Below are 13,551 nucleotides of genomic sequence, written 5' to 3' on the forward strand. Positions count from 1 at the left end.
ACGCAGACGCGCCAACGCTGGATCAAACGGACAAAATCAGGCAGCCTGAGGCGCCAGTTCTGCCTCTTCGCGCTCGACAGCGGCGAGCGCCGTCACGGTGCTTGCCAGCCTCCGCCACGTGATCAACTCGAACGTGCCGTCCTCGTGCTCGGCGACCGCCGTGCAGCTTTCCACCCAATCGCCGGTATTGATGTAGCGGATGCCGTCCATGTCCTGGATAACCGCATGGTGAATATGACCGCAGATCACCCCGTCGGCACCGCTCTTGCGCGCCTCTTCGGCGACGACGCGCTCGAATTCGCCGATGAAATTGACGGCATGCTTGACCTGCAACTTGGCCCAGGCCGAGAAAGACCAGTAGGGCATGCCGAGGCGGCGGCGCACGGCCGCCAGCAGGATGTTGATGCGGATCGCCGTGTCGTACGCCCAGTCGCCGAGGTAGGCGAGCAGGCGGGCATTGCGAACGACGACGTCGAATTCGTCGCCATGCAGGATCAGATATTTCTTGCCGTCGGCGCCGTCATGCATCATCCGCTCGACGACCTCGATGCCGCCGAAATGCATGCCCGGGAAATCGCGCAGGAACTCGTCGTGATTGCCGGGAATATAGACGACGCGCGTGCCCTTGCGCGCCGTGCGCAAAAGCTTCTGGACGACGTCGTTGCACACCTGCGGCCAATACCAGTTGCGCTTCAGCCGCCAGCCGTCGACAATGTCGCCGACGAGAACGATCGTATCCGCCTCGTGGTAGCGCAGGAAATCCAGCAGGAAGTCGGCCTTCGCGGCCTTCGAGCCGAGATGGACATCGGAAATGAAGAGCGTGCGGAAATGTCTGGGTTCCATCATGTCTATCACGAGCAACGGCTCATGCCCCATCTTTCATATAGCCTTCCAAAACCAGACTCGTGTTTCAGGAAGATGACAAACTGAGGATAAGCCCTGCAAAGCTGTGCTGGCGGGGCGCCTCGCCGCACGGCGCAGCGACCATCTTGCCCTGCCTATTGAGCGCGTCCATGATGACGGCGATTCCAGATCCGACACTGCGGGATGGCTGATGCGTCTCTTTCTCGTTCGCCACGGCGAATCCCTCGGCAACATCGATGAACGGGCCTACCGCCGTTTCGGCGATCACAACGTGCCGCTGACGCAATGGGGCTACCGGCAGGCGCTGGAGGCCGGCGGCGTGATCGCCGCCTATTTGCAGGCGCCGCCAAGTCCTGATCTCGGCAAGCTGCAGGTCTGGTACTCGCCATTCCTGAGGACGCGGCAGAGCAAGGACGCCCTGCTCGAAGCCCTGCCGACAGGCGTCGTCGGCGATATCAGGGAGGATTATCTGCTGCGTGAGCAGGATTTCGGTCTCTTCACCGAAATCTACGACCACGCCGAACGGAAACAGAAGTTTCCCGAGGAATTCGAGAAATGGGCGAGGCTGCGCAGCAATAGCGGCAAATTCTACGCGCGGCCGCCGGATGGCGAGAGCCGGGCAGATGTGGCCCAGCGGGTGCGCCTGTTCCTCCAGACGGTCATGCGAGATGCCGAAAACGACGATCACAACGTCGTCATCGTCGGCCACGGCGTCACCAACCGGGCGGTCGAAATGAACTTCCTGCATCGCCCGGTCGAGTGGTTCGAGCGCTCCGACAATCCCGGAAATGCCGACATCACGCTGATCGAAGGCACACGCGCGCAAGGTTACAAGTCCATCCTGCTGCACCAGGCCGCCGACCGGCAGCCGGGGCAGGAAGATCAGTTGCGCGACGCCTACGGCGCAGTCGTAACGATCACGCCGAAGCCCGGCGGATAGATTTGCGCAGTTGTGACAGCCGCCGACGCCGTATCGATCAGGCAGCTCGCACGGCCCCTGTCGGCTTCACGTTCTGGTTCATCCGGAACAGATTGTTCGGATCATAGCGCAGCTTGATTTCAGCCAGACGCGCATAATTGGCGCCATACGCCATCTCGACACGATCCGTCTCATCCTCCGGCATGAAGTTGATATAGGCGGTGCCCACCGCATGCGGCTTGGTTGCCTCGAAGAGTTCGCGCGCCCAGCCGATGCAGCTTGCATCCATCTCCGCTTCCCGCCAGCGCGCATGCACATTCATGACAAAATGCGAGCTCCGCTGTGGAAAGGCGGTGGCCTCGGTCGGAATTCGGCCGGCTGCCCCGCCGACATGGCCGATGAATATCTCGCATTCCGGCCCCGGCAACTTGCGGACGGCATCGAGGAGAACATCGATCGCCGCATCCGAAAGCGCGGCGAAATCCTGGCTCTTCCAGTAATTGCGCGCACCCGGTGTCAGAAGCGGGTCGAATGCCTGCTGCCAGCCGGTGAAAGGTACCGGGCCGACGACGTCGGCAATCGGCTTTCCGATCCCGCGCAGCCCGGCCGCAGCCTTTTCGCCCGCGGCGATATCGCCGCAATAGCACATTGCGAGCACGAGGATCTCCTTGCCGTGCCATTCGGCCGGCAGGAACGGCAGCGGCGGTGCCTGACGCATCACCGCCCAGCAGGTTAGCTCGTCGGGTGCTGATTCCAGCGCCTGCCGATATTCCCGGAGCACTCTTTCCGCATCGGCGAAGGGATGCACCACCAGCCCGGCCAATACCTCATGATGGAGCGGGTTGAGCTGAAATTCGAAGGAGGTCACGACGCCGAAATTGCCGCCGCCGCCGCGCAGTGCCCAGAAGAGATCCGGCCTTTCCGTCTCGCTCGCTTTGACCAGTTCGCCGTCGGCCGTCACCACATCCACGGAAACCAGATTGTCGAGCGTCAGCCCGAACTTTCGAGTGAGCCAGCCGAAACCGCCGCCGAGCGTCAGTCCTGCGATGCCGGTCGTGGAATTGATGCCGGTCGGCAGCACCAGCCCGAAGGCCAGCGTTTCCTTGTCGATGTCACCAAGCGTTGCGCCCGGCTCGATTCGGGCGCGGCGTATCTCTGGATCGACCCGCACTGATTTCATCGCCGACAGATCGATGACGATACCTCCTTCGCACACGGCGTTGCCTGCGATGCCGTGCCCGCCGCCGCGCACCGACAAGAGCAAACTGTTGTCGCGGGCAAACCGTACCGCGCGCACCACGTCGGCGGCCCCGGCGCAACGCGCGACCAGTCCGGGCCGGCGGTCGATCATCGCATTCCAGATCGCCCGAGCCTCGTTGTAATCCGTATCCTTGCTGGTCAGGAGATTGCCGCGAAATCCGGCAGCAAAAGCATCCATGGCCACGTCATTGACCATCGTCTGCCCCTTTTGCAGGGTCGTGAGGTTCAAATTGTCCATGACTTCCTCCCTGCGACCGGCGCCCCGCACCGTCGCGCGCGGCATCTTGCGCTTGCTGCAGCCGTCAAACAAGTTTCCCCAAAAGGATTAGCTGGCCGCAGCCTCTGCCACCGATAGCCACCGTCACGAAAACTTCTCCCATTCCCCATTTCCATACTGTCGCCCGTATCCGATTGATGTATGGAGGAAACTCCAAAAAAAGACGTGCACGGAGGCGGCAATGGATCAGCAGGATAAATCCAAGACGGACAAGAACCTGACGAGCGGCGATCTCGACGAGCAGGCGCTCTTCTTCCATCGCTATCCCCGCCCCGGCAAGCTGGAGATACAGGCGACCAAGCCACTCGGCAACCAGCGCGACCTGGCGCTCGCTTATTCGCCGGGCGTCGCCGCCCCCTGCCTTGCCATCCGCGACAATCCTGAAATGGCGGCCGAATATACCTCGCGCGCCAATCTCGTCGCCGTCATTTCCAACGGTACCGCCGTGCTCGGCCTCGGCAACATCGGCCCGCTGGCCTCCAAGCCGGTCATGGAAGGCAAGGCCGTGCTCTTCAAGAAATTCGCCGGCATCGACGTCTTCGACATCGAAATCGACGCAGCAAGCGTCGAGCAGATGGTCTCGACCGTCAGCTCCCTGGAGCCGACCTTCGGCGGCATCAACCTCGAGGACATCAAGGCGCCGGAATGCTTCGAGGTCGAGCGGCGCCTGCGCGAGAAAATGAAGATTCCGGTCTTCCACGACGATCAGCACGGCACGGCGATCATCGTCGCCGCCGCTATCCTGAACGGACTGGAACTCGCCGGCAAGGTCATCGAGAACGTCAAGATCGTCGCCTCCGGTGCGGGTGCGGCCGCCCTTGCCTGCCTCAACCTGCTGGTGACCCTCGGGGCAAAACGCGAAAACATCTGGGTTCACGATATCGAAGGGCTGGTCTATGAGGGCCGCACCGAACTGATGGACGAATGGAAGTCCGTCTATGCCCAGAAGAGCGACACCCGCACGCTCGCCGAAAATATCGGCGGCGCCGATGTCTTCCTCGGTCTCTCGGCCGCCGGCGTCCTGAAGCCGGAGCTGCTGGCGCAGATGGCCGACAAACCGCTGATCATGGCGCTCGCCAATCCGACGCCGGAGATCATGCCGGATCTCGCCCGCGCCGCCCGCCCCGATGCCATGATCTGCACCGGCCGCTCGGATTTCGCCAACCAGGTCAACAACGTCCTCTGCTTCCCTTATATCTTCCGCGGCGCGCTCGATTGCGGCGCCGAGACGATCAACGAGGAAATGAAGATGGCTGCCGTGCGCGCCATCGCAGCGCTCGCCCGCGAAGAGCCGTCCGATGTCGCCGCCCGCGCCTATTCCGGCGAAACCCCCGTCTTCGGCCCCGATTACCTCATCCCCTCGCCCTTCGACCCGCGCCTGATCCTGCGCATTGCGCCGGCGGTCGCCAAAGCCGCCGAACAGAGCGGCGTGGCGCGCCGCCCGATCCAGGATTTCGATGCGTATCTCGATCAGCTGAACCGCTTCGTCTTCCGCTCCGGCTTCGTCATGAAACCGATCTTCACCGCGGCAAAGGCCGCCGAGCGCAAGCGCGTCATCTTCTCCGAAGGTGAAGATGAGCGTGTCCTGCGCGCAGCCCAGGTGCTGCTCGAAGAGGGCCTTGCCGAGCCGATCTTGATCGGCCGTCCGCAGGTCATCGAAACGCGTCTCAAGCGTTATGGCCTGCGCATCCGCCCGCTGCAGGATTTCGAGGTCATCAATCCGGAAGACGATCCGCGCTTCCGCGAATATGTCGATCTCTATTTCTCGCTCGTCGGGCGCCGCGGCGTCATCCCGGAAGCCGCACGCACCATCGTGCGCACCAACACGACTGTCATCGGCGCGCTGGCACTGAGGCGCGGCGAAGCCGATGCGCTAATCTGCGGCCTCGAAGGCCGCTACGAAAAGCACCTCCGCGACGTCCGCCAAATCATCGGCAAGCGTCCGAACGTGCGTGATTTCTCCGCACTCAGCCTGATGATCTCACAGCGCGGCGCCACCTTCTTCACCGACACCTACGTCACCTTCAATCCGAGCGCCGAGGAGATAGCCGAGGCGACGGTGATGGCCGCCGAGGAGATCCGCCGTTTCGGCATCACGCCGCGCGCCGCTCTCGTCTCGCATTCCAACTTCGGCTCGCGCGAATCCGAGAGCGCCACGAAGATGCGCAACGCCCTGCAGCTCGTGCGCGAGACCGCCCCCGATCTCGAGGTCGATGGCGAAATGCACGGCGAAAGCGCCATCACCGAAGCGCTGCGCAAGCGCGTCATGCCGCATACGACGCTGCATGATGAGGCGAACCTGCTGGTATTCCCGAACCTCGATGCTGCGAACATCACCCTCGGCGTGGTCAAATCGATGACGGATGGTCTGCATGTGGGCCCGATCCTGCTCGGCGCCGCCATGCCGGCCCACATCCTTGCGCCGTCGGTCACCTCCCGGGGCGTCGTCAACATGGCGGCCTTGGCGGTCGTCGAGGCATCGCAGCCGGCTTAGGCCGGCTGCCGCCAAACGAGAAGCGCCGAACCCGGCGAAGCGATATCAGCCGCCGCCTGTTTCGGCGAGCGCATCGGCCCGTTCGTTGCCGGCAATCCCCGAATGGCCCTTGCACCAGGCGATGGTCACCAGGGCGTTTCGGGATAGCTGTAGGTCGACCGCCTTCCAGAGGTCCGCGTTGGCGATCGTTCGTTTCCGGCCGTTTCCATTGGGGCTGCTTTTCCTCCAGCCGTTATTTTTCCAGATTGGCCGCCAGCTGTTGCAGCCTTTGACGGCATAGACGGAATCGGACCAGATGATTGCGCCTTCGTCTGCTGCTTCCCTGTTGATCCATGTTGCTGCCTCGAGCAACGCGAATAATTCCATGGAATTATTCGCGGTATCCTCGACGCCACCGAAGCCGCAGGCGATTTCCACGGCATCTCGGAAAACGACGAAGGCCCAGCCCCCTTGCCCGGAACCGGGTTCATGACAACCGTCCACGAACAGGTGAAGGCCGCCTCCGGCTTCCGGTGCGTCGGTTGGTGTTGCGGGAGGTTGGATCCTGCCGGAAAGGCCTGCCATTTTAACCGAGTCTCGGGCAATTGCTGGATAAGATGACGAAAACACGCTAGAAATTTCACTGAGCTTGTTAAGAGAAATACGTTAAGGGAAACGCGCGGCCGGTTGAAGTCGCATGCGACCCATCGACCGTTTGCTCATTCCGGGACGACGCCGTGAAACGCCGAAACCTGTCTTTTGTGCTTCTCCTTGCCTTCGCGACGCCCGTCGCTGCGCAGACAAGCGCCATCTGTGATGACCTGCGCGGCCGTCTGGCCGACTTGCCGCGATCGATCGGCAACGGCAATGGTCCGGAGGCACGCCACTTTGCCGGCGCGATCGCCGAGCAGAATCTTGAGCTGCGCAAGGTCCGCAACGACCTGCGCAGCTATGGCTGCACTTCGGGTAGCATGGTGGTGATCGGGGGCGATAACGCCGAATATTGCGCTGAGCTCTCGCAGGCTGAAGCCCGGATGATCGATAATATCCAGTATCTCCAGGATCGTCGCGCCGAACTGCGCAGTCAAGGCGCCGGTGATGACGGCGGACGCCGCGAGCTGATGGCCGCGATCGAACAGAACGGCTGCAACAGCGAGAATTTCTACGACCCTTCCGAGCGTAGCGCCGACGACCCTGCCCCCAGCATCGAAGAGCAGGCGATGCGCGGCGATACCTTCATTCCGCTCGGCGGCGGTCAAGAGGTCGATCCGCGTTACGGCCTGCCGCGGGCCGAGATGATGTCGCCGGTCAGCACCATCTGCGTGCGCAGCTGCGATGGCGGCTTCTTCCCGATCAGTTCGAACGCCACCTCGGTCGATTTCGGCCGCGACGCTGAGACCTGCGCCAAGATGTGCCCCGGCATCGAGACCGAGCTTTTCTATCGTGACATCAGGAGCACGGACGCCTCGAATATGATTTCGGTAGCAACCGGCACGCCTTACAGCGCCATGCAGAACGCCTTCGTCTACAAGAACCGCGCGCCTGGTGAGAAAAACGCCTGCGCCTGCAATCTCACCGCCTATTACGAGGAGATGCGCGACAAGCAGGCCGTGAGCGAACCGCCGCAGCATGGCTCGATCACGACGATCCGCACCAATCCGGCGACAAAGAATGCAGCGACAACACCCGCGCCGCAGCCATCCGTTCCAGATCGTCCCTATGATCCCACGCAGAACAAGGTCCGCCAGGTCGGCCCGCAATTCTTCGCCGGCGACCAGGGCTCGATCGATCTTGCCAACCCGGCAACGCCAGGCCCTCAGCCGCAGCAGCAGTGACCGCTACTGCTCGCTCCGTCCCCAGCCATCATGGAAGACGAGTTCCTCGAGTGGCAGCCGCTGCCGCCAGCCTTTGACGGAAAGCTCCGGCTCGTCATACAGCCGATCGACGAAGCCGGCGCAGAGCCAGGCGACCACCTCGATATGATCGGGGATACCGAGAATGGTTTTCAGCTCGCCTTCGCGAAAGATACTGACCCAGCCGATGCCGATCCCTTCGGCGCGCGCCGCAAGCCAGAGGTTCTGGATGGCGCAGACCGTCGAATAGGAATCCATCCGCGGATTGTGCGTGCGGCCCAGCACGACGCTGCCGCTGCGTGTAGGATCGCAGGTCACGCAGATCCCAAGTGGCGCCTCGGCGATGCCTTCAAGCTTCAGGGAGCGGTACGCCTGCCGCCGCTCGCCGTCAAACATCAGCGCCGCTTCCTCATTCGCCTTGGCAAAGGCATCCCGGACACGCGCCCGCACCTCCGGTTTTTTCACCAGGATGAAATTCCACGGCTGCATGAAGCCAACAGAGGGCGCGTGATGGGCGGCCGTCAGAAGCCGCGCCACGACGTCATCCGGCAACAGATCGGGCAGGAACTGGCTGCGCACGTCGCGCCGCGTCATGATCGCGTGATAAACGGCCTCGCGTTCGGCGAGAGAAAAACCTGATGCCACCGACATGGCATCCTCATCAAAGGGTCGCATCGTCAAATCCCCAACAACGCAACCGCCCGCCGTCCGCGCGGGTTGGGTCTATCTTGCCAGGCCGGTCTTCTGACTTGGCGTCATCCGTCTGCCGCAGCCTTCCCGGCAATAGCCAGTGGCATGATGAAGCGGCAGGCGTCGGCCTTACAGCGTTGGGCACGTTCCGGTCCTGCACCGGATTCCCGATTCTCCCGCCTGACCGGCGGGCACCTGACCGGGCATCTATTTCAGTAAATGAGCACCGGGGCAAGAACCGGCGAGAGTGCGAGAGCGAAACAACTTTCGCCTGGCCTGCATCCCATTCCACTTTATCATTTATTCACATGTCAAATACACAATTCGTTTGCGCGTTTTGGGTTGCAACTCCGACATGGGCATGATCGCTCATAATGTGACCGTCAGCGTGGATGCCCGTGTCGATACGCCGGTCATGTCCGACCGAGCCGCAATTCCAGGCCCCGCGGATGTTCCAATTTTTGAAAACGATGCCTCTGACAGCCAAGCTGGCGGCGATTATCGTTGCCGTCAATCTTTGCGGCATTTCGGCCCTCGCCACCTATACCTGGGTGTATGAAACCCGGGCGCTGATCGACGGCGCCAAGGCAAACTGGTCGAAGGATGTGGAGCAGTTTGCCTCTCTGGCCGCAGGCGGCGTCAAATGGGGTAAGGCGAATGCGGTTCGCGAGGCCTATTCGCTTTACCGTGACGACCCCTCGCTCGATCTCGTGCAGTTTGCCGCATTCAACGCCGAGCCCACCGCCGTCGATAGCTGGTCACGCGACGGCATGGCCAGTTTGACCACGCCGGCCGATCTGGCGAAGCGCCTCAGTGCGAAACCCGACAAGACAACGGTCGATGATGGCGGGATATCAGCCGGATTGGTCACGATTATCGCCCCGCTGCCGGTGGACAAGTCAGGCAAGGCAACCGGTTACATCGTCACCAACTGGTCGGTCGAAAAGATTGCTTCCGAAGTCAGGCAGAAAGTCCTCGTATCGCTGCTCACGCAGTCGGTTATCACCGCGCTTGCCGTCATCGCCTTTCTTCTCGCCATGCGTAGCCTCGTTGGCCGCCCTCTCAGAATCCTCAGCGAGCGCATCGGCGCGCTGCAGAAAGGCGATCTGACCTCCCCCGTCACCTATAAAGAGAATGGCGATGAAATCGGCTTTCTCGCGCGGGCACTCGAGGTCTTCCGTCACGAGGCGATCGCAAAAGTCGAAAGAGAGCAGGCTGCTGCCGAGCAGAGCGCCGCTTTCGACGCCGAACGGGCCCATAACGCGTTGCTGACGGAAGAAGCCAACAGCCGGCAGCGACAGGTGATGATCAGCCTTGCCAACTCGCTGGAAAAACTCGCCGCCGGCGATTTCTCGATCCAGCTTGCCGATCTCGGTCCTGAGTTCGATAAGTTGCGGCAGGATTTCAACAATATGGTCCAGGCCGTCGCGGCCGCGCTGACAGAGATCAAGATCGCCTCTCTCGCAGTTGAAGGCGGGTCGAGCGAGCTGGCCTCCTCCGCAGATGAGCTCGCCAAGCGAACCGAGCAACAGGCGGCAGCACTCGAGCAGACCGCCGCCGCACTCGATGAAGTGACCACGACTGTCAAGTCATCGTCGCAGCGCGCTGAAGAAACCGGAGAATTGGTCGAGGAGACGAAGCGCAGCGCCCAGGTATCGGCGACGGTGGTGCGTGACGCGATCGGAGCGATGGACAGGATCCAGACCTCCTCCAGCCAGATCGGCCGCATTATCGGCGTCATCGATGAAATTGCTTTCCAGACGAATCTGCTGGCGCTGAATGCCGGCGTCGAGGCCGCGCGTGCCGGCGAAGCCGGCAAGGGGTTCGCCGTTGTCGCCCAGGAGGTTCGTGAACTCGCTCAGCGGTCGGCGAATGCGGCGAAGGAAATCAAGCACCTGATCAATGTCTCGGGCCAAGAGGTCGCCGCCGGCGTTGGACTGGTGAACGAGACCGGGGACGCTCTCCTGAAGATCGAGGAACAGATCAACCGCATCAGCGACAGCATCGCTTCCATCGTTCAGTCCTATCGCGAACAGGCAACGGGATTGCAGGAAATCAACGGCGCGATCAACCAGATGGATCACGCGACGCAGCAGAATGCGGCGATGGTTGAGGAAACCAATGCGGCCTGCCAGGAACTGCTCTCTCAAGGACGCCAGCTCCAGGATTCGGCCGGAAGGTTCGTCGTCGCTGCGTCTTCGGCAAGCCAGGTCAAGCCGGCTGCCCACAGCACTCGTCACTCTCGCTCCGAGCCCAGAGCCGTCGCGCCCCGGCATGCGGGAAATGCCGCCGTCGCCGCCTCTCCGGGCGCCTGGGAGTTCTGACGTCATCTACCTCCGACAAAAGCTTATTTCTCAGCAACTGATCACAGGAAGGGAACAGTCATGAAGAGAGTTGTGACCGCATTGCTTTTCGCCTCTGCTGCATTCGCCGCGCCCATGGGCGTAGCCATGGCCGAGGATGCCAAGCTCGCTCCGATCGCCGATTACGTGAAGAGCGACGTCAAGCCCTGGCTCAACGATCCCGCTATCATCGAGGCCATCAAGGCGCAGGACGCTGCGAATGCCAAGCTTAGCGAAGCCGACATCGACGCTCTCGACAAGAAATGGCGCGCCGAAGTCGATGGCTCCGATCACTCGATGATCGACGGCGTGCTAGGCAATGCGCTGTCGAAACTCCTGCAGGAAAAGAAGGAGGCCTCAGGCGGCAAGATTACCGAGATCTTCGTCATGGACGCAAAGGGGCTGAATGTCGGTCAGAGCGACGTGACCTCCGACTACTGGCAGGGCGACGAGGCCAAATTCCAGAAGTCCTTCGGCGCCGGCAAGGATGCCATTTTCGTCGACGAGATCGAAAAGGACGAGTCGACCCAGACATTGCAGTCGCAGGCAAGCGTGACGATTTCGGACGATGCGGGAACGCCGATCGGCGCCATCACGGTCGGCGTCAACGTCGACGCCCTGTGATCGCAGCAGCGGCCTTCAGTTAGCAGTTGTTATGAACACGGTGGCCCGGAGGCGTGCGCTCTCGGGCCACACGTCTTCAGGCTACGGCCGAAGCGATTACTAACCTTGGAGCATCCGATTTCAGGCAGCAAATTCTGCGTGACAACGGGGAGCCATGACGCTACATACGCCTGATGTCGACGACTTCAATTTACGCCTCGCGATTTTATTGGTACCGCTGCTGCCAGCGGATGCGGGTCCGTGCGTAACTGAATTCGACACGACGACAACCCGAACAGCCGCTAGTCTACCTGGCGGCTTTTTTGTTTCCGCACGGTATGACCAAACAGGAGCCACACCGTGCCCGATACCATTGATGATCTGCGTATCCTCGAGATCACGCCGCTGACCAAACCTGCAGATATCATCGCGGAAATCCCCCGAACCGTTGCAGTCAGCGCGACGGTGACCAGCAACCGTCGTGCGATCCATAAGATTCTCGAGGGAGAAGACGACCGCCTGATCGTCGTCATCGGCCCGTGCTCCATCCATGATCCTGCTGCGGCACGCGAATATGCCGAGCGGCTGGCGGAACAACGGCAGCGCTTCTCGAGCGATCTCGAAATCGTCATGCGCGTCTATTTCGAAAAGCCGCGCACCACGGTCGGCTGGAAGGGCCTGATAAACGATCCGCATCTCGATGGCAGCTACCGCATCGAGGAAGGACTTCGGATTGCCAGGCGCCTGCTGCTCGACATCAATGCGATGGGCTTGCCTGCCGGCGTCGAATTCCTCGAAACGATCACGCCGCAATACATCACCGATCTCGTGAGCTGGGGCGCGATCGGCGCACGCACGACCGAAAGCCAGATCCATCGCCAGCTCGCCTCCGGCCTCTCTTGCCCGATCGGCTTCAAGAACGGCACGGACGGCGGCGTTCGCATCGCGCTCGACGCTATCCTCGCCGCCTCGCAGCCGCATCACTTCCCCGCCGTCACCAAGGACGGCCAGGCTGCCATTGCGTCAACAAAGGGCAACGAGGACTGCCATATCATCCTGCGCGGCGGCAAGCGGCCGAATTATGAGGCCGCCGATGTCCAGGTGGTGGTCAGCGAAGCCGTCAAGCTCGGCGTGGATCCCCGCATCCTCATCGACGCCAGTCATGCCAACAGCAACAAGGACCCGATGAATCAACCGCATGTGGTCAAGGACGTCGCCGGACAGATCGCCGCCGGAAACCGCCACATCAAGGGCATGATGGTCGAAAGCAACCTCGTGGCTGGCCGTCAGGATCTCGTCCCCGGCAAACCGCTGGTCTACGGCCAGTCCATTACCGATGGCTGTATCGACTGGGATATGTCGGTCGCTGTGCTGGAGGACCTCGCTGTTTCCGCCCGCGAGCGGCGGAACGCGGCGGCCGCAGCCTAGGCCGCGGGGAAATATTTGACATAGGCAAACTCGTCACCGTCTGGTGACCAGCAGGGCACGTTGATCGTGCCCTGCCCGCCAAATAGCTCGAACAGCGTCTTCAGGTTGCCGCCATCCATATCCATCAGCCGCAGCCGCACGTCGAGATCGCGCGGGTGGTCAAAAACGTTGGCGTCGTAGGACAGGATCAGCACCTTGTCGTTCTTCGGCGACGGATGGGCGAACCAGTTCCCCTGATTGTCCGAGGTTACCTGCTCCAGCCCGGTACCGTCCGTGTGAATGCGCCAGATCTGCATCAAACCGGTGCGGCTGGAATTGAAATAGATCCATTGCCCGTCGGCGGAATAATCCGGCCCGTCATTGCGGCCTTCGCCATGCGTCAGCCGCGTCTCGGCGCCGCCGTCGACGGAGATCGTATAGATGTCGAAAAGGTCGTCGCGGATGCCGCAATAGGCGAGCTGGCGCCCATCCGGCGACCAGCCATGCCAATAGGATGGCTGGTTCTGCGTGACGAGCCGCGGCGTGCCGCCCTCGATCGGCAGCACATAGATCGTCGATTTGCCGAATTCGGTCTTGTCGGAGATGACAATCTGGGTGCCGTCGGGCGAAATGCCGTGATCATTGTTGCAGTTGACGGCAAAGCCGGTATCGACTTGGGTGACTTCGCCACCATCGAGCGGCAGCCGGTAGAGCAGACCGTCGCCGTTCAAGAGCAGGTAGGAACCGTCAGCCGAGAAGTTCGGTGCCTCGACCAGCCTGTCGGTCTGCCAGACTTCGCGAGCCCTGCCCGTCCTGACATCGTAGATCTCGACCGAGCTGCGCATGTTTCCTCCAAATAGCTT

General features: G+C 61.8%; 11 protein-coding genes and 1 riboswitch. Of the genes, 6 read left to right on the forward strand and 5 right to left on the reverse strand.

All coding sequences use genetic code 11. From position 1 onward, the window contains the following. Window positions 1-36 precede the first annotated feature (36 nt). On the reverse strand, window positions 37-876 hold the full coding sequence (locus J2J99_RS12265; protein ID WP_168300649.1) for a UDP-2,3-diacylglucosamine diphosphatase: 840 nt from the start codon (window positions 874-876) through the stop codon (window positions 37-39). Between the two features lie 178 nt (window positions 877-1,054). Between J2J99_RS12265 and J2J99_RS12270 the strand changes: the two genes are divergently transcribed. After that, window positions 1,055-1,804 carry a histidine phosphatase family protein gene (locus J2J99_RS12270; RefSeq protein WP_168300648.1) on the forward strand — a complete coding sequence of 250 codons (750 nt, stop codon included), beginning with the start codon at window positions 1,055-1,057 and terminating at the stop codon, window positions 1,802-1,804. Window positions 1,805-1,841: 37 nt separating this feature from the next. Here the strand turns inward: J2J99_RS12270 and J2J99_RS12275 are convergent, their stop codons facing one another. Continuing rightward, entirely contained in the window at window positions 1,842-3,281 is a 1,440-nt protein-coding gene (locus tag J2J99_RS12275) for an FAD-binding oxidoreductase (protein ID WP_168300647.1), read from the reverse strand. Window positions 3,282-3,501: 220 nt separating this feature from the next. Here J2J99_RS12275 and J2J99_RS12280 point away from each other — a divergent pair, with 220 nt between their 5' ends. Further along, entirely contained in the window at window positions 3,502-5,814 is a 2,313-nt protein-coding gene (locus J2J99_RS12280; protein WP_168300646.1) for an NADP-dependent malic enzyme, read from the forward strand. A gap of 45 nt (window positions 5,815-5,859) precedes the next feature. On the opposite strand, the gene J2J99_RS12285 is transcribed toward J2J99_RS12280, so the two are convergent. Beyond that, window positions 5,860-6,378: a ribonuclease H family protein gene (locus J2J99_RS12285; protein ID WP_168300645.1), complete on the reverse strand. Its 519-nt coding sequence runs from the start codon at window positions 6,376-6,378 to the stop codon at window positions 5,860-5,862. Between the two features lie 152 nt (window positions 6,379-6,530). On the opposite strand from J2J99_RS12285, the gene J2J99_RS12290 reads away from it, so the two are divergent. Continuing rightward, window positions 6,531-7,628: a DUF2865 domain-containing protein gene (locus J2J99_RS12290; RefSeq protein WP_168300644.1), complete on the forward strand. Its 1,098-nt coding sequence runs from the start codon at window positions 6,531-6,533 to the stop codon at window positions 7,626-7,628. A 3-nt stretch (window positions 7,629-7,631) separates the two neighbouring features. On the opposite strand, the gene bluB is transcribed toward J2J99_RS12290, so the two are convergent. Beyond that, entirely contained in the window at window positions 7,632-8,321 is a 690-nt protein-coding gene (bluB, locus tag J2J99_RS12295) for a 5,6-dimethylbenzimidazole synthase (RefSeq protein ID WP_168300643.1), read from the reverse strand. A gap of 42 nt (window positions 8,322-8,363) precedes the next feature. Continuing rightward, window positions 8,364-8,550: riboswitch (cobalamin riboswitch) on the reverse strand. A gap of 235 nt (window positions 8,551-8,785) precedes the next feature. Here bluB and J2J99_RS12300 point away from each other — a divergent pair. The 3 genes from J2J99_RS12300 (at window position 8,786) to J2J99_RS12310 (ending at window position 12,709) form a co-directional block, all read left to right on the forward strand. Further along, window positions 8,786-10,660, forward strand: coding sequence for a methyl-accepting chemotaxis protein (locus J2J99_RS12300; RefSeq protein ID WP_168300642.1), 1,875 nt, complete (start codon window positions 8,786-8,788; stop codon window positions 10,658-10,660). A gap of 60 nt (window positions 10,661-10,720) precedes the next feature. Further along, a complete protein-coding gene (locus J2J99_RS12305; protein WP_168300641.1) occupies window positions 10,721-11,302 on the forward strand; it encodes a hypothetical protein in 582 nt (193 codons plus the stop codon). A 339-nt stretch (window positions 11,303-11,641) separates the two neighbouring features. After that, window positions 11,642-12,709: a 3-deoxy-7-phosphoheptulonate synthase gene (locus J2J99_RS12310; protein WP_168300640.1), complete on the forward strand. Its 1,068-nt coding sequence runs from the start codon at window positions 11,642-11,644 to the stop codon at window positions 12,707-12,709. Here J2J99_RS12310 and J2J99_RS12315 read toward each other — a convergent pair. Continuing rightward, the gene (locus J2J99_RS12315; RefSeq protein ID WP_168300639.1) at window positions 12,706-13,533 is read right to left on the reverse strand and encodes a TolB family protein; all 828 of its coding nucleotides are present in this window, start codon (window positions 13,531-13,533) and stop codon (window positions 12,706-12,708) included. The two genes, J2J99_RS12310 and J2J99_RS12315, sit on opposite strands and share 4 nt — an antisense overlap. Window positions 13,534-13,551: the final 18 nt, after the last annotated feature.

Source organism: Rhizobium binae, from assembly GCF_017357225.1.
GTDB classification, from domain to species: domain Bacteria; phylum Pseudomonadota; class Alphaproteobacteria; order Rhizobiales; family Rhizobiaceae; genus Rhizobium; species Rhizobium binae.

Excerpts from the sequence above, each read along its gene's own strand:
- J2J99_RS12265 (WP_168300649.1), bottom strand. The coding sequence starts at position 876 with ATGGGGCATGAGCCGTTGCTCGTGATAGACATGATGGAACCCAGACAT.
- J2J99_RS12270 (WP_168300648.1), top strand. The coding sequence starts at position 1,055 with ATGCGTCTCTTTCTCGTTCGCCACGGCGAATCCCTCGGCAACATCGAT.
- J2J99_RS12275 (WP_168300647.1), bottom strand. The coding sequence starts at position 3,281 with ATGGACAATTTGAACCTCACGACCCTGCAAAAGGGGCAGACGATGGTC.
- J2J99_RS12280 (WP_168300646.1), top strand. The coding sequence starts at position 3,502 with ATGGATCAGCAGGATAAATCCAAGACGGACAAGAACCTGACGAGCGGC.
- J2J99_RS12285 (WP_168300645.1), bottom strand. The coding sequence starts at position 6,378 with ATGGCAGGCCTTTCCGGCAGGATCCAACCTCCCGCAACACCAACCGAC.
- bluB (WP_168300643.1), bottom strand. The coding sequence starts at position 8,321 with ATGCGACCCTTTGATGAGGATGCCATGTCGGTGGCATCAGGTTTTTCT.
- J2J99_RS12300 (WP_168300642.1), top strand. The coding sequence starts at position 8,786 with ATGTTCCAATTTTTGAAAACGATGCCTCTGACAGCCAAGCTGGCGGCG.
- J2J99_RS12305 (WP_168300641.1), top strand. The coding sequence starts at position 10,721 with ATGAAGAGAGTTGTGACCGCATTGCTTTTCGCCTCTGCTGCATTCGCC.
- J2J99_RS12315 (WP_168300639.1), bottom strand. The coding sequence starts at position 13,533 with ATGCGCAGCTCGGTCGAGATCTACGATGTCAGGACGGGCAGGGCTCGC.